Annotated in this window: 25 protein-coding genes and 1 tRNA gene; 10 read left to right on the top strand and 16 right to left on the bottom strand. The window is 67.5% G+C overall.

Features of this window, described 5'->3' with window-relative positions; all coding sequences use genetic code 11:
- Nucleotides 1-920: 920 nt before the first annotated feature.
- Nucleotides 921-994 (bottom strand) — tRNA-Pro (locus BOX37_RS12855).
- A 195-nt stretch (nt 995-1189) separates the two neighbouring features.
- On the opposite strand from BOX37_RS12855, the gene BOX37_RS12850 reads away from it, so the two are divergent.
- Nucleotides 1190-2023 carry an LLM class F420-dependent oxidoreductase gene (locus BOX37_RS12850; protein ID WP_071927854.1) on the top strand — a complete coding sequence of 278 codons (834 nt, stop codon included), beginning with the start codon at nt 1190-1192 and terminating at the stop codon, nt 2021-2023.
- 75 nt (nt 2024-2098) lie between these two features.
- Here the strand turns inward: BOX37_RS12850 and BOX37_RS12845 are convergent, their stop codons facing one another.
- The 3 genes from BOX37_RS12845 to BOX37_RS12835 all read right to left on the bottom strand — a co-directional run bounded on the left by BOX37_RS12845 (nt 2099) and on the right by BOX37_RS12835 (nt 4188).
- Complete coding sequence (locus BOX37_RS12845) at nt 2099-2416, bottom strand: GYD domain-containing protein (protein ID WP_071927853.1); 318 nt, start codon at nt 2414-2416, stop codon at nt 2099-2101.
- Between the two features lie 238 nt (nt 2417-2654).
- Complete coding sequence (locus BOX37_RS12840) at nt 2655-3551, bottom strand: phosphotransferase (protein ID WP_071927852.1); 897 nt, start codon at nt 3549-3551, stop codon at nt 2655-2657.
- 46 nt (nt 3552-3597) lie between these two features.
- A complete protein-coding gene (locus BOX37_RS12835) occupies nt 3598-4188 on the bottom strand; it encodes a TetR/AcrR family transcriptional regulator (RefSeq protein ID WP_071927851.1) in 591 nt (196 codons plus the stop codon).
- Between the two features lie 62 nt (nt 4189-4250).
- On the opposite strand from BOX37_RS12835, the gene BOX37_RS12830 reads away from it, so the two are divergent.
- The 3 genes from BOX37_RS12830 (at nt 4251) to BOX37_RS12820 (ending at nt 6921) form a co-directional block, all read left to right on the top strand.
- Nucleotides 4251-4781, top strand: a complete 531-nt coding sequence (locus BOX37_RS12830) for an SRPBCC family protein (protein WP_071927850.1) — start codon at nt 4251-4253, stop codon at nt 4779-4781.
- A 188-nt stretch (nt 4782-4969) separates the two neighbouring features.
- Complete coding sequence (locus tag BOX37_RS12825) at nt 4970-5683, top strand: YciI family protein (RefSeq protein WP_071927849.1); 714 nt, start codon at nt 4970-4972, stop codon at nt 5681-5683.
- Nucleotides 5684-5685: 2 nt separating this feature from the next.
- Complete coding sequence (locus tag BOX37_RS12820; protein WP_071927848.1) at nt 5686-6921, top strand: RNA polymerase sigma factor; 1236 nt, start codon at nt 5686-5688, stop codon at nt 6919-6921.
- 51 nt (nt 6922-6972) lie between these two features.
- Here the strand turns inward: BOX37_RS12820 and BOX37_RS12815 are convergent, their stop codons facing one another.
- Nucleotides 6973-7686 (bottom strand): TetR/AcrR family transcriptional regulator, encoded by a 714-nt coding sequence (locus tag BOX37_RS12815; RefSeq protein WP_240505327.1) that lies wholly within the window; start codon nt 7684-7686, stop codon nt 6973-6975.
- 152 nt (nt 7687-7838) lie between these two features.
- Between BOX37_RS12815 and BOX37_RS12810 the strand changes: the two genes are divergently transcribed.
- Nucleotides 7839-9254, top strand: a complete 1416-nt coding sequence (locus tag BOX37_RS12810; RefSeq protein WP_084759582.1) for a lipase family protein — start codon at nt 7839-7841, stop codon at nt 9252-9254.
- Nucleotides 9255-9280: 26 nt separating this feature from the next.
- Here BOX37_RS12810 and BOX37_RS12805 read toward each other — a convergent pair whose 3' ends face one another.
- The 7 genes from BOX37_RS12805 to BOX37_RS12780 all read right to left on the bottom strand — a co-directional run bounded on the left by BOX37_RS12805 (nt 9281) and on the right by BOX37_RS12780 (nt 14126).
- Nucleotides 9281-9841: a hypothetical protein gene (locus BOX37_RS12805; RefSeq protein WP_206045815.1), complete on the bottom strand. Its 561-nt coding sequence runs from the start codon at nt 9839-9841 to the stop codon at nt 9281-9283.
- Nucleotides 9842-9868: 27 nt separating this feature from the next.
- The gene (locus tag BOX37_RS34890) at nt 9869-10018 is read right to left on the bottom strand and encodes a hypothetical protein (protein ID WP_206045814.1); all 150 of its coding nucleotides are present in this window, start codon (nt 10016-10018) and stop codon (nt 9869-9871) included.
- Nucleotides 10019-10078: 60 nt separating this feature from the next.
- A complete protein-coding gene (locus tag BOX37_RS12800) occupies nt 10079-10567 on the bottom strand; it encodes a carboxymuconolactone decarboxylase family protein (RefSeq protein ID WP_240505326.1) in 489 nt (162 codons plus the stop codon).
- Complete coding sequence (locus tag BOX37_RS12795) at nt 10564-11838, bottom strand: glutaminase (RefSeq protein WP_071927846.1); 1275 nt, start codon at nt 11836-11838, stop codon at nt 10564-10566. Before BOX37_RS12795 ends, BOX37_RS12800 begins: the two co-directional genes overlap by 4 nt.
- 162 nt (nt 11839-12000) lie before the next feature.
- Entirely contained in the window at nt 12001-12657 is a 657-nt protein-coding gene (locus tag BOX37_RS12790) for a GntR family transcriptional regulator (RefSeq protein WP_071927845.1), read from the bottom strand.
- Nucleotides 12644-13375, bottom strand: coding sequence for a maleate cis-trans isomerase family protein (locus BOX37_RS12785; RefSeq protein WP_071927844.1), 732 nt, complete (start codon nt 13373-13375; stop codon nt 12644-12646). The genes BOX37_RS12790 and BOX37_RS12785 overlap by 14 nt, the downstream gene beginning before the upstream one ends.
- A 10-nt stretch (nt 13376-13385) precedes the next feature.
- On the bottom strand, nt 13386-14126 hold the full coding sequence (locus BOX37_RS12780) for a maleate cis-trans isomerase family protein (protein ID WP_071927843.1): 741 nt from the start codon (nt 14124-14126) through the stop codon (nt 13386-13388).
- 86 nt (nt 14127-14212) lie between these two features.
- On the opposite strand from BOX37_RS12780, the gene BOX37_RS12775 reads away from it, so the two are divergent.
- Genes BOX37_RS12775 through BOX37_RS12765 form a run of 3 tightly spaced genes read left to right on the top strand, consistent with a single transcriptional unit; the run spans nt 14213 to nt 16975 of the window.
- Entirely contained in the window at nt 14213-15178 is a 966-nt protein-coding gene (locus BOX37_RS12775; RefSeq protein ID WP_071927842.1) for a D-2-hydroxyacid dehydrogenase, read from the top strand.
- 12 nt (nt 15179-15190) lie between these two features.
- On the top strand, nt 15191-16591 hold the full coding sequence (locus BOX37_RS12770; protein ID WP_071927841.1) for an amidase: 1401 nt from the start codon (nt 15191-15193) through the stop codon (nt 16589-16591).
- A gap of 42 nt (nt 16592-16633) precedes the next feature.
- On the top strand, nt 16634-16975 hold the full coding sequence (locus BOX37_RS12765; protein WP_071927840.1) for a hypothetical protein: 342 nt from the start codon (nt 16634-16636) through the stop codon (nt 16973-16975).
- 16 nt (nt 16976-16991) lie between these two features.
- Here BOX37_RS12765 and BOX37_RS12760 read toward each other — a convergent pair whose 3' ends face one another.
- Complete coding sequence (locus BOX37_RS12760; protein WP_071927839.1) at nt 16992-17189, bottom strand: hypothetical protein; 198 nt, start codon at nt 17187-17189, stop codon at nt 16992-16994.
- Between the two features lie 18 nt (nt 17190-17207).
- On the opposite strand from BOX37_RS12760, the gene BOX37_RS12755 reads away from it, so the two are divergent.
- Together BOX37_RS12755 and BOX37_RS12750 are read left to right on the top strand one after the other, a co-directional pair.
- Nucleotides 17208-17864: a hypothetical protein gene (locus BOX37_RS12755; RefSeq protein ID WP_206045813.1), complete on the top strand. Its 657-nt coding sequence runs from the start codon at nt 17208-17210 to the stop codon at nt 17862-17864.
- Nucleotides 17865-18239: 375 nt separating this feature from the next.
- Nucleotides 18240-19178 (top strand): hypothetical protein, encoded by a 939-nt coding sequence (locus BOX37_RS12750; protein WP_084759580.1) that lies wholly within the window; start codon nt 18240-18242, stop codon nt 19176-19178.
- 179 nt (nt 19179-19357) lie between these two features.
- On the opposite strand, the gene BOX37_RS12745 is transcribed toward BOX37_RS12750, so the two are convergent.
- Genes BOX37_RS12745 through BOX37_RS12735 form a run of 3 tightly spaced genes read right to left on the bottom strand, consistent with a single transcriptional unit; the run spans nt 19358 to nt 21855 of the window.
- Nucleotides 19358-20017 (bottom strand): HD domain-containing protein, encoded by a 660-nt coding sequence (locus tag BOX37_RS12745; RefSeq protein WP_338039866.1) that lies wholly within the window; start codon nt 20015-20017, stop codon nt 19358-19360.
- Nucleotides 20018-20070: 53 nt separating this feature from the next.
- Nucleotides 20071-20565 carry a DUF3830 family protein gene (locus tag BOX37_RS12740; RefSeq protein ID WP_071927837.1) on the bottom strand — a complete coding sequence of 165 codons (495 nt, stop codon included), beginning with the start codon at nt 20563-20565 and terminating at the stop codon, nt 20071-20073.
- A 48-nt stretch (nt 20566-20613) separates the two neighbouring features.
- Nucleotides 20614-21855: an aspartate aminotransferase family protein gene (locus BOX37_RS12735; protein ID WP_071927836.1), complete on the bottom strand. Its 1242-nt coding sequence runs from the start codon at nt 21853-21855 to the stop codon at nt 20614-20616.
- Nucleotides 21856-21913: the final 58 nt, after the last annotated feature.

Here is a 21913-nt window from a genome sequence, read left to right as displayed (position 1 = left end):
GGTGGTGGCGACAATGATCTCAAGCTAGCGAGTCCAGAACATCACGGTTGAGGGACGAGCGGGTTCGGCTGCGACCCTGCTGGGCTTTCAGCGAGTGCCCGTTCGAACTGTCGACGCAGCTCGGTGTTGGTGCGCGGCCGGGTATGGCCATGGCGTCCGCCGTGAAATCTTGATGTGCAGGACGGACAGAGCCTTGCTCGGCCAATGGTTCGCCCCCATCGTGCCGATGAGCTCTCCCCTTTCCCACCAGCACCCGCAGGTTGGTCCAGAAACAGTATGAAGTCGATGCAGGTTGAGCCTGGACGTGATGCGGCTCGTCCCGACCGATGACCGGTCGGGACGAGCCCTTCCCCGTGCACCCACGCGCCGCCGCCACGTCGCGGGGCGCAGTCCAGCCTAGGCGCCGCAGGACCACAAGCACAGGAGCCGCGCCCAGCCGACTGGACCTCGTGTCAACGGTCGCTTGATTGCCACTGCCACAAGCAACTTCGTGGATGGCCCAGCTGCCCGCCACCCGTGATACGAAGGCCGAGCTTCGCGATTCCCACAGGGAGCAGAGACTTCGGCTGCACCAGTGCATACCCGACATCGACTGAGTCCCGTTCGGCACACGCGCGGGCCGCCCACCGACAGGTCGGGCGGTTGGTGCCGTCACATCGATCCCCGGCCCGTTGCTGCATCGGTCGGGACAGCAGCGGGACTCCGCCGCATGGTTCGGCGCGGAAGTCGGCCGCGAAGAAGGACTGCACCTGACCGACCGCACCGACCTCTCCCAGTAGCCCGGTCGAGCGGAATCGAGAGGCACTGGACAGGTGATCAGATTCAAAACTGTGGAGTTTCTGTGGAGTTTGGCCAAACCACGTCAAATCTCCGGGACACAAGAAACCCCCTCCGACCCAGGTCAGAGGGGGTTTTCACTGTCGGGCTGACAGGATTTGAACCTGCGACCACCTGACCCCCAGTCAGGTGCGCTACCAAGCTGCGCCACAGCCCGTCTTGCCCCCGTCGCCGGGTGCTCGAAAAGATTACCGCACCACTCCGCGTAGGAACTAATCGGCTGGTAGATCGGGGTTTTTGACTGGGTGGCCCGCCGTCACGGTGAGGTGGACCAGGTGTGCGTCAGGCCCTCATCGCAACGCGGTTCGTCCGCGACGGAATAGTTTCGGCCCCGCGGCCGGTTGCCTCCGGCATGACCAAAGTTGTCGGACGGTACGGGGTATGGCGTGGATACAAGGGATTCACCCCACAGGCGGCGCGTGAGATCGAAGAGCTCGGGTTCGGGGCGCTGTGGCTCGGTGGTTCGCCACCTGCGGACCTACCGGAGGTCGAGTCGCTGTTGGAGGCGACGGACTCGTTGACTGTCGGCACCAGCATCGTCAACATCTGGACGGCGCCGGCCGACGCCGTGGCCGAGTCCTTTCACCGGATCGAACAGCGCTTCCCCGGGCGATTCCTGCTCGGGATCGGCGTCGGGCATCGCGAAGCCAATGGTGCGGACGCCATCAAGCCGTATGACGCGTTGGTGAGGTATCTGGACGAGCTCGACGCGGCGGGGGTGCCGAAGGAGAGCAGGGCGTTGGCGGCACTCGGGCCGCGTGTCCTGAAGCTGGCGGCCGAGCGGACCGCAGGCGCACTTCCCTATCTCGCCCCACCCGAGCACACCCGGATCGCACACGAGGTCCTCGGTGCGGACGCACTTCTCGTCGCCGAGCAGAAGGTGGTCGTCGACGACGACCCCGACCGCGCACGGGCCATCGCCCGGCAGATGGTTCCGATGTATCTGGGGTTGGTGAACTATGTCAGCAACCTGCGTCGTCTCGGCTTCTCCGAGGAGGACCTGGCTACGCCGGGCAGCGACCGCCTGATCGATGTTCTCGCGGTCAACGGCACGCCCGCCGAGATCGCGGCCGGGTTGGCCGAGCACGTGGCAGCGGGGGCGGATCATGTCGCGATCCAAGTCCTGAACGAGGACTACCTCGAGGCGCTGCGCACGGTGGCGACGGCATTGCCGCTCGAACGCTGAGGACCGGTCGAAGAGCTCATCATCGGTCTGACCCGCGACCTCGCCCGGAAATATCGGGCGAGGTCGGTTCCGACGCTATGTCGGAGGCCGGTAGGTGACGTCCAACGCGACGGCTTCGTCGACCTGCGCGGGCGTCAGCAGCCTGACAGTGTGCGAAACGGCAGCACCGGCGGCCGCGGTGCGAATCGCGAGCGCCGCGGCGGCGACGTCATCGGGGACGTCACCAATGACGAACAGATCGTCCTCCCCGAAGGCGAAATAGCACGATTCCACCTGACCGCCGACGCTCTCGACCATCTCCGTGATCGCCGCTTGGCGTGCGGTACCGCCCTCTGCCAGCAGCCCGTGCGCCCCCTCTGGGAAATAGCTGACTCGCCACAGATACTTGGGCATATCCACCAGCCTCCTCGGTCGACACGATCTCGTCGGGACCGAGCCTAGGTTCCCGGGGCGGCCGTGATCGCCGCCACCGATCGCTGTCGCCGCAATGATGCGTCAACGCAACAGCCGCGATACCTGAATCGGCCGTGGGCGTGAGCGAGGTCGGCAGATCGAAGCACACTGACGGCGGCAGTCGGCGTTGTACCGCTGGTTCGCCGGGAACGGCTGGGGCGAGATCGTTACGCGCGCATCAGACGCCCGTCAAGACACGTGCGAGTGCGGCCCGGCCCGCAGGCCCCCAGTGCGGCTTCCCGCCGGGAAGACCGCGATCCCCATTCTGTCCGATGAGCATCAGGAAGAGGCCCTTCATCGCGGCCAGCCCGCGGGCGCGCCGGATCGCCGCCTGGTCTGCCTGGGCGTACATGTCGAAGAACTGCGCGGCGGTGCCCGCGGGTAGGAGCACCCACGCGGCGGCGAGGTCCCACGCTGGATCGCCCGCGAACATGTCACCGAAATCGACGACGCCCGTGATCGTTCCCGCCGAGACGACGACATTCGCGGGATGGAGGTCGCCGTGCACCCACACCGGTGGGCCCGCCCATGCGGGCGCCGCAACGGCGTCGTCCCAGACGGCTTGGAGGTCGGCGGCGATGTTGTCGAGGGCGACGGCCCGGAGGACGTTCTCGAAGCCGGCCGTGTAGTTGCGGGGATGGGCGCCGCGGTCTGTGGCGACCGGCGCCTCGGCGGGTGCCGTCACATGGAGCGCCCGGAGGAAGCCCGCCAGCGTGTCGGCCGCGTGGGTGCCACGGCTGATCGTGCCATGGTCCAGCGGCTCGCCGGGAACCCATGTCATCACGGTCCAGTGCTTGGGGAAGCGCTCGGACGGCTCACCGAATCGCACGGGGACCGGGACCGGAAGCGGCAGGCGCGGGGCCAGCACGGGCAGCCATCGCCGCTCCTTGAACTGGAACTCCGGTGTGGGATCCATGCGCTGTATACGCACGGCCAACGCGTCCCCGAGGCGCCACATCTGGTTGCCCCAGCCGCCCGCCACCTCCCGGATGGTCAGCCCGGCCAGGTCTGGGTGTTGCTCCCGTAGCAGCTCGCGGACCAGGTCCGCGGTGATCTCGATCTCGTTGTCGCCCATGCGAAGTCACAGTACCGAGGTGGCAGCGAGCCGCCTCGCGGCTTGTCTAGCTCGGCCGCATCGCGAACAGTGCCGCCGCTGCCTGCTCGGCGAGTTCGGGGGCATGGTCAGGGATCTGCCGGCCGACACTCAGATACCGCCTGATCATGGCGTAGGGCAGGTCGACCACCGCGAGCAGTGCCCGGTCTGCCGCGTCGGGCGCGGTATCGCCGGTGTTCGCGATCAGAGCACTCAGCGCGGCGTGGAGCGCGGCGTTGGCTCGCGCGGTGTCGGCGCGAGCCTGTTCGCTCCAGTTCTGCTCATCCAGTTCCCTTGCCCCCGCGAGGAGTACGCGCGCTTCGCGGGGATTGCGCCGCGCCCAGTCGAGGCTCGCGCGGGCACTTCGGCGGATCGCCTCCTGCGGATCTTCGAGACTCAGCGCGGCGAACAGATCCTCGTGGAACCCCCGGAGCGCGCGTGTCCACAGCGCGGCCAGCAAGGCGGGGCGATCCGGGAAGCGGTGATACACCGATCCGCTCGGTGCGCCCGCGGCTTTGGCCACTCCCGACATGGTGACAGCGGCGGGTCCGCCGCCGGCCAGGAGTTCGGCAGCGGCGTCCAGGAGCCGATCGACGTCGTGCTTCGGTGGCCTTCCCATGTAGTGGAGGATATGCTCTAATTCGTTTTAGAGATCACTCTCTATAATCGAGGAGTCGGGCCATGGCAGTTCTCAATATTCACCGACGACACCTGCCTGTACCGGAGGGCGAGGTCGGCGCGCTGGTGGACACCCTGGCCGCCGAGGACGACGCACTCTGGCCCAGCCACTCCTGGCCCGCGATGCGGTTCGATCGCCCCCTCGGCGTGGGCGCGGTGGGTGGGCACGGCCCGGTCCGGTACACGGTGGAGCACTACACCCCCGGTCGCTGGGTGCGCTTCCGCTTCACCGGCCCCCGCGGCTTCGACGGCTTCCACGAATTCACCGTCCAACCCACGCCCGAGGGCACCGACCTGGTTCACCTGCTCACCATGAACGCTCACGGCTGGGCGCGTCTGACATGGCCTCTGGCCTTCCGGTGGATGCACGACGCCCTCCTGGAGGACTGCCTCGACCGCGCGGAACACTCCCGCACCGGCGCCGTCGCCCACCCCGCCCGGTGGAACCGCCGTGTCCGCGTGCTGCGCTGGATCGCCGCCCGAATCGTGCCTTCTAGAGAGACGGCCTCAGCTACCACACACCTCGCGCGGTGAGCTCGCGTCCGCACCGTCGGCGTCGATGGCTGCCATTCTGATCACCATGCGTCGATGAGTCTCCCCCGGTCGACGACTCCTCACGCTGTGCGAGATCGATTCGGCGCCGATGTGGAGAATGCTGCGTGCGGTTCGTCGTCCTGGTAGAAGGGGTAGTCAGCCCCTCACATCGAGGAAGGGTTTACGCCATGCATTATCTGGTGACGTTGGTGGGACGCGAAGACACTCCTGCCGCGCAACCCGGTACGCCGGAGTTCGATGCCGAGGTCACGCGGTACGCGGAGTTCGAGGAGAAAGAGGGCGCGGCCGTGGCGGGTGGCGCGGCGCTGTTCCCGTCGGCGGAGGCGATCCAGGTCCGTCGCGCGGGCGGGCAGACTCTGGTCACCGATGGGCCGTTCACCGAGCAGGCCGAGGTGGTGGGCGGGTTCTACGTGTTCGAAGCCGCCGATCTGGACGAGGCCATTCGCCTGGCGCGGCAGCTGCCCGCGGTCGACAGTGACGGGGTGGAGGTGCGCCCGCTCGTCGAGTGGATGCCACACGACACCCCGCGAGCGGACTGGTGGATGGCCCTGCTGTGGGAATCGTCCGCGGCAGTCGTCGAGCCGGGCACGCCGGAGTGGGACACGATGGCGGCCGAGCACGCACGGTTCGGCGAGAAGTACGCCGATGCCCTCCGCGGCGGCGGTGCGTTGCGGCCGCCGTCCACCGCGACCACCGTGCGGGTGCGTGACGGGCAGCTCCTGCTGACCGACGGCCCCTATCCCGAATTCGCCGAGGTGATCGACAGGCTCTACCTGTTCGCCGCCGAGGGACGTGACCGAGCCGCCGAGATCGCGGCGGCGATCCCGCTCGGGGACGGTGGGCGCGCCGAGGTGCGTCAGATCGTCGACCTGGACGCCTGAGCGTGCGCCACGGCTCGACCGCGACAATCGACGCGGTCTACCGCGCCGAGTTCGGGCGGGCCGTGGCGACGGTGGCGGCGCTGACCGGGGACATCGGACTCGCCGAGGACGCGGTGCAGGAGGCCTTCGCCGACGCGGTACGCACCTGGCCCGAACGCGGGTGGCCGACGAACCCGGGCGCGTGGATCACCACCGGCGCCCGCCATCGCGCCCTCGACCGGCTCCGGCGCGAATCGGCGAGGGCGGACAAGGAGCACGGCGCGGCACTGCTGCGCCCACCGGTCGAGGAGGCCGAGGTGTCCCCGGTGACCGACGACCAGTTGCGGATGATCTTCACCTGCTGCCATCCGGCGCTGTCACCGCCGTCCCAGGTGGCATTGACGCTGCGCCTGGTGTGCGGGCTGCGCACCGCTGAGATCGCACGTCTGTTCCTGCAACCGGAACACACTGTCGCGCAACGTCTCTCCCGAGCCAAGGCGAAGATCCGGCAGGCCGGCATCCCGCTGCGGGTGCCGCCGCCACACCTGCTGGCCGACCGTGTGCCGGTGGTGCTGGCGTGCGTGTACCTGGTGTTCACCGAAGGATATTCGGCGACCTCGGGCCAGGTCGCCGTTCGAGCCGAACTGTGTGACGAGGCGATCCGGCTCGGCAGACTGGTGTGTGGGCTGCTGCCCGGCGAATCGGAGGCGCGGGCCTTGCTCGCGCTGATGCTGTTGCAGGACAGCAGACGCGCCCAACGACTTTCCGATGACGAGGAGTTGGTACCCCTGGAAGACCAGGACCGCACACGGTGGAACCGCCCGGCCATCGCGGCCGGTCTGTCCTGCCTGAATGCGGCCACTGACGCAACCGGGCCGTACCTGGCGCAGGCTCGGATCGCCGCAGCACACGCGAGCGCGCCGAGCTGGTCCGAAACAGATTGGCACGCCGTGCTTTCCGGGTACGACGAACTACTCGAACACATCGAGTCGCCTGTGATTCGCGTGAACCGCGCCGTGGCCGTCGGTTTCGCGCACGGCTTCCCCGCTGGGCTCGCGGCCCTCGACGAAGTCGCTACCGATCCGCGCCTGGCCGGCACCCACTTGGTCAGCGCCACTCGCGCCGACCTGCTGCGTCGCGCTTGCCGCCCGCGCGAGGCAGCCGAACACTACCGGGCCGCGCTGGCGTCGGTCGGCAACGAGCAGGCGCGCCGCTTTCTGACGCGCCGCCTCACCGAGGTCGAGAACCGAATCCTCTGACGCTTGGCTCTGCGCGGGCCAAGACGACGACAGCTGATCGGTTCGATCGCATCACTGCTGTTCACCATTGGCCAGTGACGCCGAATAGACCGTCAGCATGTCCTCGATCAGGGTGAGCACCGCCTCGTCGACGCGCGGATTCGGAATGACCCCCCGGACGATCGCCTGGCCCGAGAACAGGTGCAGCACAAGGTAGAACAGGGGTTCTCGGATCGCTTCCGGGAACTGGCCGAGGACTTCGGTGCGCTCGACCTCGGCGACCATCGCGTCGTAGTAGTTACTGCCGGTGGCGGCGATCCGGTCTCGGAGCTCGGCATCCGAGCGCGCGGCCAGGTAGATCTCCCGCAGTGCGTGGGTGGTCGGTGAGAACTGTGCCTCACGCAGGTACCGGAGTGCGGCGCTGATGCCGTTCGCGTGCGTGTCCAGCTGGTCCATGAGCAGACCGAATCCGGCCAGCTGGCGAGCGAATATCTCCTCCGATGCCCGCACGACCAGATCCAGCCTGCTGTCGAACTGCCGAAACATCGCACCCACCGACAGTTCCGCGCGCCCACAGATTTCCTGCACGGTGGCCCGCTGGTAACCGACCTCGCCGATCGCCGCGATGGTGGCCTCCACCAGCTTGGCGACGGTCGCCGCACGACGCTCCTGCTGGGTGCGCCGCGGCCGGGCGTGCTCGGTGGAATGGGTCATGGCCGCGCCGTCGTCGAGGCGGCGGTCGTGCACACAGCCGTGCTCCTCGTTCTCTCGCTCATGACTACCCATCCTGCCGTGCCGTCACCTTTCCGGGTGGCACCGGTATGTGGTGATCGTTGACACAGTGATGTACCGCACTTTACAGTCAGTCCACAACTTAGGAAATAAACACTCTCTATCTAAGAATGGCGGGTGTCCCCAGCGCTGTGGAGGTACGAGAAATGACGAAGACCAGGGCAGGGGGCACCAGCAGGGTGTTCGCGCGGGCGTGTCTGGCGTTGACCGCCGGGCTCACCGTCGCGGTCTGTCCGGCCATTGCCGATCAGGCGGTCGCGGAACCGGTTCCGGTGGCGCCCGCGTTGCCGTTTCCGGTGCCGCCCGCGCCGCCGTTCCTGGATCCGGCGTTCTACAACCCGGACCCGGCCAGGGTCGACGCCGCACAACCCGGCGAAATCCTGGCGGCCCGCCAGGTGAACCTGGCCAATTTCTGGCTGATCCCGCTCAACACCCGGGCCTGGCAGGTGTCCTATCGCAGCAACAACACTCGTGACGAACCGATCCCCGCGGTCGCCACCATCATCGTCCCGCACCGCCCCGCGCCGACCGATGATCGCGGCCTGCTCGCCTTCCAATTCGCCGAGGACTCGCTGTCGATCAACTGCGCGCCCTCCTACGCCTTGCAGATGGGGACCCTGCCGAACCCGACGAACAGCGTGATCCCGCTGGAGTTCGTCGAGCTCCAGGCGATGCTGCAACTGGGTCACGCTGTGGTGGTGCCCGATCACCAGGGCCCCAACGCCGCCTACGCGGTCGGCCCACTCGGTGGCCGGATCACCCTGGACGCGATCCGCGCTGCCCAGAACTTCGAACCCGCCGAGCTCGGCCCGGACACCCGCACCGCCCTGTGGGGCTACTCCGGCGGCGCCATCCCCACCGCGCACGCCAACGAGCTGGCGCCGCGGTACGCGCCGGAACTACATCTGGTCGGCGCCGCGACCGGCGGGCTGCTCGCCGATATCCGGGCGGCCGTGGACTACAACAACGGCACCTCGACCTTCGCCGGCGCGGTGTTCGGCGGGTTGCTCGGCGTCGCCCGCGAGTACCCCGAGGTGGACCAGTTCATCGAGCGGTACATGAACCCGGTGGGCAAGGCGCTGCGGGTGGCACACGAGGAACAGTGCGTGGCACTGCAATTCGCGACGTTCCCGTTCCTGAACATCAAGGGCCTGTTCGACTACCCCGGTGATCCGCTGGGCGCGCCCGAGATGCAGCCCGTCCTGCGGGAACTCACCCTCGGCCATCGCGGGACACCCGCCGCACCGCTGTACATCTACCAGGCGCCCTTCGACGAGGCCATGCCGATCAACTCGGTGAACAAGCTCTACGACACCTACTGCAAGGATCCGAACGCCCAGGTCGCCTACACCCGTGACATCATCGCCGAACACGGCATCGCCGCCGTGGCGGGCGCCGGATCGACGGTGATGTGGCTCAACGACCGGCTCAACGGCATCCCCGCCGCACCCGGTTGCCACAACCGCGACGTCGCGAGCCAGATCCTCGACCCCGGCGCCTTCGACGCTTTCGTCAACGCGATCGGCCAGACCCTGGCATCGGCCCTGGGCATGCCGGTCTGAGCAAAGCCGCACCGTGTGCGGACGGGTCAGCGTCCGTTCCGGCGGAGCGTGGTCACCGCGCGGACGGTCGCGTAGCCACGCCACTCGAGTGCGGCGATCGCGGAGTAACTGGTGAAGTCGACAGCCCATCCGCCGTCGGGCTGTTGACCTCGCTCGAGTCGGTCGAGGTCGGTTTCGACGGCATCAGTGGTGAAGTAGTCGCGGATCGGGCGGCCGGGTTCGGGTGCGTAGTCCAGCAGGTGGATCGTCTCCCCTTCCGCGGCTCCCGTCACGGCGAGCGCTCCGTCGGCGGGAACGAACTGGGCCAGGTGATCGAGAAGCCGTCGAGCCCGCGGGTGGGTGCGGAGCCACTCGTCGGCTCGGGCGGCACGCATCGCCTGGGCGGTGACGGCGGCCGTGATCTGAAGTGAGGATTCGTTCGGGTCGGCCTGGGCCCAGAACGGTGCGCAGGCGGTCGGGTCGGCGATCGGCAACGCGAAAGGAAGCCCGCCGTCTTCGAGCGCGGTGTGCTGCAGCCAGGTCAGGAGCGGCGCGGCGCGGTCGGGGGCGGCGGTCCCGGCGTCGGCGATGGCTTCCCACGCGTGCAACGCACCGCTGGGCTGGCTCTCCGGAGCTCACAGGTCCGATTCCAGCCCCCACCCGTATCCGCCGTCCGGGTTCCGAAAGGCGCCGAGGCTACTGATGACGGCAGCGCGTGCCACGGGGTTGTCGGCGACTGCGACCTCGAAGCGGTGACGGTCGAGTGCACGGGTGTTCGCGGTCATGAACGCGCGATACCCGTACTCATCCGGTGGCCGGGGGCTCCCCCGCCGAAACCCAGTTGATCATCGGATGACCTTTCCTTCCGCATCGCGCGGACGCACCGGATGTCGGCTGAGGATCGAGACCCGGTTCAAGGCGTTGATCGTGATCGCCACCCATTCGGCGGCGACGAAGGTCTCCTCGCCGAGGACCACACGGGCGCCGAAGAGATCGGCCTCCGATTCCTCGGTGGTGGGCAGCGACGTGGCGGCCTCGGCCACCGCGAGCACCGCCTTGTCCCGATCGTCGAACACCGCGGTCTCCCGCCAGGCCGGCAGCAGATCGAGCTTCTGCTGCGGTATTCCGGCTTTCCTCGCCTCGCGCGAATGCAGATCCATGCAGAACGCACACCCGTTGAGCTGTGAGGTGCGCAGCTTGATCAACTCGGACTCCTGTGCCGAGAGCCCCCGGCGCAACACCGCCGCCCGGATCACCGAGGTGAACTCTTCCGCGGCCTGCCATGCCTCGGGCATGATCTTGTCCACGAACGGGCGCATCGAAACGCTGCTCATCGCACGAGTTCCGCGACGTCGTCCAGGACCGTGACCCGGCCACCATCTCCGGGATCCGGTTCGGGGACAACCGATTCCGGGTCGACGAGGTAGACCTCGTGGCCGTCGAGTGTGAGCCGACGCGCGACCTCCAGCAGCATGCGCCGCGCCACGTCGTCGATCGACGAGACCATCGTGAGGTCCACGACCACCGTGGGCTCCTCGGGCGCGGTGTCCACCAGCTCTCGAACGATTCGCTCGGCTGCGGCGAAACCGACCCCACCCTGCAGTTGCAGGACGCGGGTCGCCTCCGTTCCGGCGCCAACGACGTGGTTGGACCGCACGACCGCGCGCGCCGCGGGTGGGACCTCCATCACGTGCAGGCCCATGTCTGCGGAGAAGCGTTCGAACAGCGACACCCCACGCACGCTGTTCCCGTGGACGTCGAGGCGAGGCGAGAACGTGGCCATGCCGATCTGACCGGGCAGCGCACCGATCAGACCCCCGGCCACGCCGCTCTTGGCGGGGATGCCCACCTGGGTCGCCCAGTCGCCGGCCGCGTCATACATGCCGCAGGTGGCCATGACACTGAGCACCTGACGCACCACCGGTTCGCGAATCACCCGCTCACCCGAGACGGGATTCACCCCGCGGTTGGCCAACGTCGCGGCCATCATGGCCAGATCCCGCGCGGTGACGAGCACGGAACACTGGCGGATGTACCCGTCGACGACGGCTCTCGGGTCCTCGGTGAGGATGTCGTGGCTGCGGAGCATGTGCGCGATGGCGAGGTTGCGGTGTGCGTGCTCCATCTCCGACGCACACACCGCCTCGTCCACCCTCAGCCGACGACCGGCGAACGCCGAAAGTCCCTCGACCACCCGCGCCACGCGCTCTGCGGCATTCAGATCCGCCGCACCGGCCAGCGAGTGGGTGGTGATCGCGCCGGCGTTGATCATGGGGTTGCGGGGACGCCCGGTGTCGCGTTCGAGGGAGATCTCGTTGAACGCCTCACCGGACGGCTCGACACCGACTTTGGCCAGCACCGGGTCGAAGCCACGATCGGACAGCGCCAGTGCGTAGGTGAACGGCTTCGAGATCGACTGGATGGTGAACTCGGTGTCGATGTCTCCGGCACCATAGACCTCGCCGTCGACGGTGGCGAAGGCCGCGCCGAGCCGCTCGGGATCCGCCGCGGCGAGTTCGGGGATGTAACCCGCCAGCTCTCCGGAGGTATCCGACTCCACCGCCGCAAGGACCTCGGCCAGGTAGTCGGGAATCATTGATTGCATTCGTTGCTCTCCCTCGGTTGCCGATCGGCTCTCATGATCCACCCTGGGCAACACGGGTGACCACAGCGAGGTCGGCAGGTGTCGGACGGAACACACTGCCGTTCCTGGTCCACCTCGGCGTGGCAGACCCGTACCCGCCCCGTCGGGCGAGCACTGGGCCACCTAACGGCCGCGCAGGCGGCGCACCGCGTCGTCCATGTGCTCGACGAGCAGAGCACGGGCACGGTCCGGAGAACCACTGCCGATCGCTTCGTGCAACTCGACGTGTTCGCGCGCTTGTTCGCGCAGGTCTGGGTAGGTGGTTTGCAGCGCCCCGAGGCACATACGGGTTTCGATGAGCAGGGTGCGGGCGGCGCGGACCAGGCGAGGACTGTCGGCGGCGGCGACGAGGGATTCGTGGAAGGCCTGGTCGGCGTCGGAGACTCCGGTGGCGTCACCCGCTTCGGCCGTCACGCGCATGGCGGTGACGCTGGGTTGCAGCGCGGCGTAGGCGATCTCGCGACGACCATCGAGGATGAGTTCGAGTGCGCCGCCTTCCAGGGCGGTGCGGGCGCGGTAGATGTCGATGACATCGTCGGTGGTGAGTTCGATGACGAAGATGCCGCGGTTGCGGATGCTGAAGAGCAGCCCTTCCTGGACGAGGCGCTGCATGGCCTCGCGGACGGGTCCGCGCGAGACGCCGAAGCTGGTCGCCAGATCGGCCTCGCCGAGTTGGGCGCCGGGTGCCAGCGCACCGCGCATGATCGCCTCGCGCAGCCGGTCGGCGATCATCTCCGCGGTGGACTGCTGGTTGACCGGCTCGAAGTCAATGATCGACATGTCGGCTCTCCTGCGCGAACAACGCGCCGAGTTCGGGCGCGAACGGGGTCACCCCGGCCAGCCGCAGACCTTCCCAGATGGTGACCTGGTTCGCCGTGAGTACCGGCTTGCCGAGCGCGGCTTCGAGTTTCGGGAGCACTTCGAGAGTATGCATGGCGGTGTCGGGGATGAGCAGCGCTTGGGCATCGGCATGGTCGTTGGTGACTGCCAGAGTGAGAACCTGGTCGGGGGTGAGGGTGCCGACCTCGGCGGCGGTGTCGATACCGGCGCTCGACATCGACACCACCTCGATGCCCGCGTCGGCGAGGAAGTCGACGAACAACCGCGCGACGTCCTCGGGGTAACTCGCGACGACGGCGACACGCCGCACCCCGAGAGCCCGCGCCGCCTCGACGAAGGCGAAACTCGTGCTCGACGCGGGCACACCGGCCGCTTCGGCCAGGCTCTCGACCTGTCCGCGCGCCCCGTGCGGGCCATAGACGAAACTGCCCGAGGTGCAAGCCCAGACGACGGCGGCGGGTTCGTCGGGCGCGAGCAGTTCGGCGCCACGACGCAGTTTCTCGGGACTGCCGAGGTCGAGCAGTTCGGGGATCGCGTGCAGGTCGGTGCCGTAGATGTGCGCCACCGGCAGTGCGGCGCCGAGCAGGGCCGCGGCGCGCGGGTAGTCGTCCTCGGCCGCATGGTCGGGATAGATGAATCCTATTGTCGGACTGTGCATCTCACTCCATTCAGAAGACATCGAGGAGCCATTTCCCTGGCCCCATCATCGGCAGTTTCATTCGGCCGAGGCAGGCCCACATGGTCAGTTGGTTGGCAGTGAGGACGGGTTTGCCGAGCGCCTGTTCGAGGGGTTCGATCACGTCGTAGGTCGGCAGATTGGTGCAGCTGACGAAGATCGCTTCCGAGCGCGGGTCGTCGGCGCGCAGTATCCGTTCGGCGATGGTGCGGTAGTTGACCTTCCAGATGCCGCCGCCGAGCCCGAGGTGATCGGACCTGATCGTGGTGCAGCCGGCCTCGTCGAGGAACTCGCGCAGCTTGCCGGTGAGAATCTCGTCGTAGGGGGTGATGACCGACATGCGGGTGATGTTGAGGTGCTTGATCGCTTCCACCAGCGCGCCCGAGGTGGTCACCGCGTCGGGTGCCCCGGCCAGGCAGATCGTTTCCCGCAGTGACCGTTCGTAGGCGAGGCCGTTGATGAAACTGCCCGAAGTACACAGGTAGGCGACGACTTCCGGTTCCACGTGCAGCACGTCGTGGGTGGCCGCGGTCAGGTGCAGCGGGTTCGACACCAACTCGGCCATGGCCAGCGACACCGGCACGGGTTCATAGGGGGTGCGGGCCAGGTGCAGACTCACCTCGAGGGGCGCCCACCGCCACAGTTCCCGTTCCAGGGCGAGGTCGAACGGCGCGATCACGCCGATGCCTCGTTGGGCTACCGGCCCGTCGATGTCCGGGAAGCTGAACTCCACAGCGGCCCCTCTCGCGCTCAGCCGGGCGGACCTCCGAACACGATCGGATTGTTGACAATCATACGATCTGAACTTACGGTGTCAATGTGGAAAACGGGCCGATTGTCACCGTCCTACATCGTGACAGTGTGCCCGCATCGGACCTCATGGCCCCGGTCGCCCAGCGCGCCGCCGTGCGCTACACAGAGGCCGACGGGCTCGCCGATGCGCTGCGTGGCGCCGATGTGTTGTTCGTCTACGACTTCCAGACCCGCGCCGTACCGGGCGCCTGGCACGCCGCCGACCGGCTGCGCTGGTTGCACATGGGCGGCGTCGGCGTGGATCCGGTGATGTTCCCGGAGCTGCGCGCCTCCGAGGTGGTGGTCACCAACACCCGCAACGTGTTCGACTCCGCCATCGCCGAATATGTGCTCGGGCAGATCATCTCGTTCGCGAAGGATCTGCCGGGCTCGATCCGGTTGCAGCAGCGGCACGAGTGGCGCCACCGCGAATCCGAACGCGTGCACGGGGCGACGGCACTGATCGTCGGCACCGGCGCGATCGGGCGCACCATCGCACGACTGTTGCGCGCCGTGGGGATGACAGTGCGCGGGGTCGGGCGTCGCGCCCGCACCGGCGATCCCGATTTCGGCACCGTCAGCGACGATCTGCTCGCCGAACTGCCCGGCGCCGACTACGTGATCTCGATCGCGCCGCTCACCGCGCAGACCAGGCACATGTTCGACGCCGCCGCGTTCGCGGCGATGAAACCGCATGCCATGTTTGTCAACGTCGGGCGCGGGGAATCCGTGGTTACCGACGATCTCGTGTCCGCCCTCACCGACGGCTCGATCGCCGGGGCCGCGCTGGACGTGGTCGACCCGGAACCGCTACCTGTCGGTCACCCGCTGTGGGATCTGCCGAATGTGGTTCTCACACCACACAATTCGGGGGATTTCCGTGGCTGGCGCACCGAGATCGTGCGCACGTTCACCGAGAACTTCGGCAGGTGGACAGCGGGTCTGCCACTGGACAACGTTGTCGACAAAACGCTCGGGTACGTGCCCGGCTGAAGGAGCCCCGCCATGACACAGCCCGATCCCGGTCGCCCCACCGACCCCACCGCGATGACCGCGGTGCAATTGGTCTCGGCCTACGCGGCCGGGCTGCTCTCCCCCGTCGAGGCCACCCAAGCCTGCCTGGACGCCATCGCCGCCCGCGATAGCGCGCTCAACGCCTTCTGCCTGGTCGACCCCGATCGTGCGCTCGTGCAGGCCAAGGATTCCGAGGCGCGCTGGCAGTCGGGCAATCCGCGCGGCTTGCTCGACGGTGTGCCGATCTCGATCAAGGACATCTTTCTGACCGAAGGCTGGCCGACGCTGCGCGGCTCCACGTGCGTCGATGCGGGCGGGCCGTGGACGGTGGACAGTCCGGTCGCCGCCCGGCTGCGCGAGGACGGGATGGTGTTCGTCGGGAAGACGACCACCCCGGAGATCGCGTGGAAAGGCGTCACCGACAGCCCGCTCACCGGGATCACCCGCAATCCGGCCGATCCCACGACGACGGCAGGCGGTTCGTCCGGTGGCAGTGCGGCGGCGGTGGCGGGCGGGATGACGCCGGTGTCGGTCGGCACCGACGGCGGCGGCAGCATCCGGATTCCCGCTTCGTTCTGCGGCATCGTCGGCTTCAAACCGACGCACGGACGGGTACCGCTCTACCCGGCCAGCCCGTTCGGACCGCTCGCGCACGCCGGGCCGATGACGCGCACCGTCGAGGACGCGGCCCTGCTGATGGACATCCTCTCGCTGCCCGATCCGCGCGACCCGACCGCACTGGCGCCCACTTTCACGACGTTCCGCAGCCAGATGCAGCGGGATGTGCGCGGGCTGTCGGTCGGCTACTCCGCCACGCTCGGTTACGCGCGCGTCGATCCCGAGGTCGCCGCCATCGTCGAGGCCGCCGTCGGTCGGCTGGCCCAGGCCGATCTCACCATCGACGCCGTCGATCCCGGATTCGCCGATCCGCGTGCGGCATTCGAGACACTGTGGGCCGCGGGCGCGGCGACCATGCTGTCGAAGTTCCCGGCCGGGTCCCGCGAGCGGGTGGATCCCGGTCTGGCCGAGGTGTGGGCCCGCGGTGACTCCGTGAGCGCCATCGACTATCTCGATGCCCGCCACGTCGCCGCCGAAATGGGCATCACGATGGGCAACTTCCACATGGCTTACGACGTCCTGATCACCCCGACCATGCCGATCACCGCGTTCGAAGCCGGCCACGATGTGCCACCCGGCAGCGAGCTGACCGGCTGGCCCGACTGGACCCCGTTCACCTACCCGTTCAACATGACCCAACAGCCCGCCATCAGCATCCCGGTCGGCACGACGCGCGCCGGGCTGCCGGTCGGCTTGCAGATCGTTGGGCCGCGCCACTCCGACGACCTGATCCTCGCGGTCGCCCGGCACGCCGAGTTCGTGCTGAACAGCTGAAAAGGGTTCGCGCACACTTCTGTGGCTGCGTACGCTCCCCGCGTGACCGAGCAAGAGGCGCACGCCAGGTACCTCGACGATTCGAACGTGCTCGCCGCAATCGGTGCGTGGATTGCCCCTCGGGTCCAGCGGGTCTCCATTCGCCTGCCCATCGCGTTGGCCGAGGCAGCCGTCGCCGCCTGGAATCGCGACGAAACCGGTGAGACCGGTGAGGAAACCCCCGACCAATACGCCATACGAGACCGCGCCGCGGAGCTGGCCCTCATCGGGTTGGCGATCTCTGAACGCGGCCACCTCGACGGCGACGACGTGGTGGTGGTGGAGCTCCATCCCACATCCGTCGCGGCCGCGATACTCGCAGCGCAGTCACGAGACCATCAGTAATGGCGCACTCTTTCGTTCAGTAGTGCTCGCTGCCGTCGTCGACTGGCGTGGTGGAGTTCGGCCGGTTGGATTTGTCGCCGAGGCGCGCGTGCAGCCGCTCGCGGACCTGGTCCGGGGTGTATGCGCGACGTTTGCGTTCGGCCCGCACGATGACCACCCCGGTCGCCGCGACACCCGCGGTCCCGGCCAGACCCAATATCTTCCACCAGCGCATGCGCCTAGGCTAGTCGCTGTGCCAGACGAAACGCCGATAAGTATCGGCTTGGACGAAGCAGCAGAGCTGACGCGAACGGGGGATCTATGGTTGTTTCGCGGGCATTCTCGCGCCGATCGCGCGATCCGGGGATTGACCAACAGTCCGGTGAACCACGTCGGCATGGCAGTGGTCATCGATGACCTACCGGCGCTGATTTGGCATGCCGAGCTCGGTCGGGCACTACCGGATATCTGGTCGGGTAGCCACCATCGCGGAGCCCAGCTACACGACCTGCGGGCTGCGGTCATCCGGTGGAGCCAGGAGTACGGGCAACAGGCGTGGATGCGTCAGTTGGATCGGCCGGTGACCCGCGAGATGGAGGATGCAGCACTGCGGGTGGTGGCAAGGCTGGACGGTATGCCCTTCCCCTCCACCGGCGCGCTGGCGGGGCGCTGGTTGCTGGGCCGGGTGCCGGTACCGAAGCGGTCGAAACAGCGCGAATCCGAACAAGCCGGTCTGGAGAACGCCTACTGCGCGGAGATCGTCGCCATGACGTATGAGGCCATGGGCTTGTTGCCGAACAGACGTCCGAATTGGTATGACCCGGGCAGGTTTTGGAGTGGCGACAACCTGCGCTTGGCCGGCGGGTATCACCTCGGCGGGGAGATCACGGTGCACTTTCCCGAACACTGACCTCGGCGACTTCCGCCACGAGTGACACCTCATCGTGCACGGACCACGACCCATGGACGCGCCGTAGTGCCGATCTTCCGTGCATGGTTGTTCGATTGCCCGGGCAATCGAATTGTTCTATCCAATGGACGAATTCACTGCGGACACGCTGCGCACGCTCGTCACCGCAGGTGCCGGAACCTGCCCCTGACCGCTCGCATCGTGGTGGAGTCCGCCAGGTGCGGGGAGGCTGGAATCATGAGCCCGCGCTGGACGCCTCGCGCATGGATCGAACACATGGCCAACACACGCTCATGCCGCTGGTTGTGCGTCTGGTCGGCGCAATTCACTGTCAGCGGTTGCCGTGCGCGCCGGTGGTGGTGAAACCTCTCGGGAATGGAAGAACCGATCGAGCCTTCGGTGTTCGAAATGATCAGCAGGGTTGAACCTGAGCCGATCCGCGAGCATTGGGTGATTGTCGCGAACAGACGCTATCCGCCCAAGCAGGTGTATCAGCTGATCACCGGGTTGCCACGCTCGGCATATACGTCGCATCGTGCCCTCGCGGAGCTGCGCCGGTTGGGGCTGTCCACCAGCGTCTACACGCCGCCGCAGGCCGAGGGTGATCGGGCGGAATCCTCCGCCCGATCCGGTGGCATCGATGAATTGGCCGGGTCATTCGCGACGCTGTCGCGGTTTCTCGCCGACCACGACCTGACAGCGCACCTCGCTGCCGCGGAAGCTGATCTCCAGCATGCTGGATCTGAGGCGAGTCGTGACGTGACCACCAGGTACGGATTCAGCGACGACCTTCTTGACGCCGCGCTGGCTGTGCGCGCACACGTCGGGCGCCTCAACGACGTCATTCATGCGACCGTCATCGCACGCGTGCTACCCGCCATCTTGGAAGAAGGAGAGGCTGTCATCCGACGGCCCTCCCTGGGAGCGGGAAATGATCCGTCGCGGCCGTTCGATCTGGAAACAGATCGTCGGATCGCCGAGTTCAAAGTCGCGCAGTGGAAAGGGGCCGACACCATGCGCAAGCGAGGTGTCGTCTCCGACCTGGTCCACTTGGCACTCGATGAAAGTGGTCGGCGCGCTCAGCTTTTCGTCGTCGGTGCGTTGCCTGTCAAGTTTCTTACGGCCTCCAAGTCGACGATCGCGTGGGCGCTCGGCCGGTCGTCTCCGCACACCAGAGCCCGGTTCGAGCAACATTTCGGACCTGCGAGCGATTTCACCGTCGCGGATTTCGTTCGTGTTCACGGCCGACGCATCGAGCTGGTCGACCTGGCAGCACTCGTCCCGTCGTTGGCACTTCCGCCGGAGCTGATCTGACGGCACCAGCATCGCCAATGCCCCGTCACTGCACCGCACCCTGCCGCAGCCCGTAGAAGGTCTCAGGCTTGGTGCAACGACGACGTAGGCAGACCGGCGCAAGACGATATCCTGTACTGCCGATTATGTGTTGTCCGCCAGCTGCGCCACTCGCGAAGCCGAATCCCTGCCTGGATAGATCATGGAGCTGAAGGTAGCCAACACCGCGAACTTTGGCGATGGAGTTGGCGCTCTGCGGGATCCCAAGGGCCGCCGCACCAGCCGCCACCGCACTCCTCTGCCGACGAGGGCGCGCTGTGTGTGGCTATCCGCCGGTAGTCTGTCATAGGTTCCGGCTTGGCTGTCGTGATCGGGTAGGCGGCCTGGAAGGCCAATCGCTGATCGGCCTCGGCCGCGATCCTGTCGAGTTCTTCGTCGAGCATCATGAAGACCTGCCAGGGTTCTTGCCCGCTGACCGCGGCCACCCGCTCCACGATGAGCTGTTCGAGCTCGGGAACCCGCTTGGCCTTCCAGATCTTGTCGGCGAGACCGACAAGGAGGTCGTCCATGCCGATGTCGGGTTCGGTCCAGGCGGCATGGGTACGCGCGAACCGCGCAGCGCTGTCGTGCACTCCAAGGTCGAGCAGAAGTTGGTGCCCGTCGGCTTCGTGCGCTGAGCCCGGGCCGGACAGTTCGGCAGGGTGGAGGATCTTCCCGATGTCGTGGGTGGCCGCACCGAACAACACCGCATCGGCATCGAATTGCACTGTGTCGTAAGTGGTCTTCAGCCACTCGGCCAGCTGGCAGGCCACGTCATGAACCGCCCGCAAGTGTGCAGCCAGCCGCGGCGGGGCGTCCACCCGGCCGCTGACAACGCACTGGAAAGCCACGACCGGCGCATCTGGTTCCGGATTCACGCGCGGGCGAAGGACAGGGTCTCGCCCTCGACGCCGCTGAGCCACAGTCCGTTGCAGGCGGTGGCGAGGTCGGGTAAGCCATCTTCGATGGTGGCGAAGACGCTGCCGGGGACCCAGCCGAGGTCGCCGTTGATCAGGAGGTTGTTGCGGCCGTAGAACAGGGCCAGGTCGGTGGCGCCCTGGGCGTGGTGGGCGGCGGAACCGGGTTCGTAGCCGTAGGCGGGGTTGCCGATTTCCCAGGGTTCGAAGTCGAAGAGGCAGACGTCGCCGGGAATCGGTGTGACGGTGGGGTTTTCGCGATGTGGGGCCGCGGTGATGCGGGGTACCAGGGTGTAGACCTCGTTGCGGGCGTATTTGGCGTGGAAGGCGTCGCCCTCCTGTGGGAGCGCGTCCCAGACGGCGGCGCAGGTGAGCGGTGCTTCGTCGTCGAGGAGGCGGGCGCGGCAGGTGATGCCGGCTTTGGTGAGGGTGATGCTCATGTAGCGGGCCATCGGGTCCTGCTTCCTGTGCGGTGCGAGGGCGCGGGGTCGGTGCGAGCGCTACAGCTCGGCGAGGACTTCCGACCAGATCGCCAGCGCATCGTCTACTTGGGTATCGGTGACGATCAGCGGCGGGATCATCCGCACGACGTTCATGTGGGCACCGCAGGTGAGCAACAGCAGCCCCTTGTCGACGGCAGCCTTCTGGGCGGCCGTTGCCGTCGCGGTGTCGGGTTCACCGGTCGCCGTGGTGAATTCGGCTCCGACGAGCAGCCCGAGACCGCGAACATCCCCGATTGCCTTGGTGGCCAGCTGTTCGACGCCGCTGCGCAACTGCGCTCCGCGGACCGCCGCGTTGTCGACCAGGCCCTCGGCCTCGATGACGTCGAGTGTCGCCACGGCGGCGGCACAGGCCACGGCGTTGCCGCCGTAGGTGCCCCCTTGGGAGCCCGGCCAGGCCTTCGCCATCAGTTCCCGCGATGCCGCGATGCCCGACAGCGGGAACCCGCTGGCCAGACCTTTGGCGATGGTGATCACGTCGGGACGAACGTCGAAGTGCTGATGGCCGAAGAACTTTCCGGTGCGGCCGAAGCCGGTTTGGATCTCGTCGAAGACCAGCAGGATGCCATGCCGGTCGGCGCGTTCGCGCAGACCCTGGAAGAACCGGGTGTTGCCGGGGATGTAGCCGCCCTCCCCGAGCACCGGTTCGACGATGAACGCGGCGGTCTCCGCGGGCGAGGTCAGGGTGGCGAGCAGATAGTCGAGCTCGCGCAGCGCGAAGTCGGTGGCCTCGGCTTCGCTCCAGCCATAGCGGTAGGCGGTCGGGAACGGGGCCACGTGCACACCCGACATCAGCGGACTGAACCCCGCTGAGAACCGGGTCCCCGAGGTGGTCATGGTCGCGGCGGCGACGGTGCGGCCGTGAAAACCGCCGTGGAAGACGACCACATTCGGGCGCCCGGTGGCCTGGCGCACCAGGCGCAGTGCCGCCTCGACCGCCTCACTGCCGGAATTGGCGAAGAACAGCGTGTCCAGACCTTCGGGCAGTACGGCGCCGAGTCGCTCGGTGAGCTCGAGCAGCGGCTTGTGCATCACCGTCGTGTACTGGCCGTGGATCAGGCGGGCGACCTGGGCCTGAGCCGCCGCCACCACGGTGGGATGGCAGTGCCCGGTGCTGGTGACGCCGATCCCTGCGGTGAAATCCAGGTAGCGGCGACCGTCGGCGTCGTAGAGGTAGCAGCCCGCGCCGTGGTCGACCCGCACGGGCGTGGCCTGCTTCAGGATGGGAGACAGCTCGGTCATCAACGACTCCCCAGATTGTCCATTGTCGGATTGTTGACAATATGCATAACATGGCGGG

The sequence above is a fragment of the Nocardia mangyaensis genome, assembly GCF_001886715.1.
Lineage (GTDB): Bacteria > Actinomycetota > Actinomycetes > Mycobacteriales > Mycobacteriaceae > Nocardia > Nocardia mangyaensis.
Note: the sequence above shows the minus strand (reverse complement) of the source record. Positions and strands in the feature narration are given on the sequence as shown.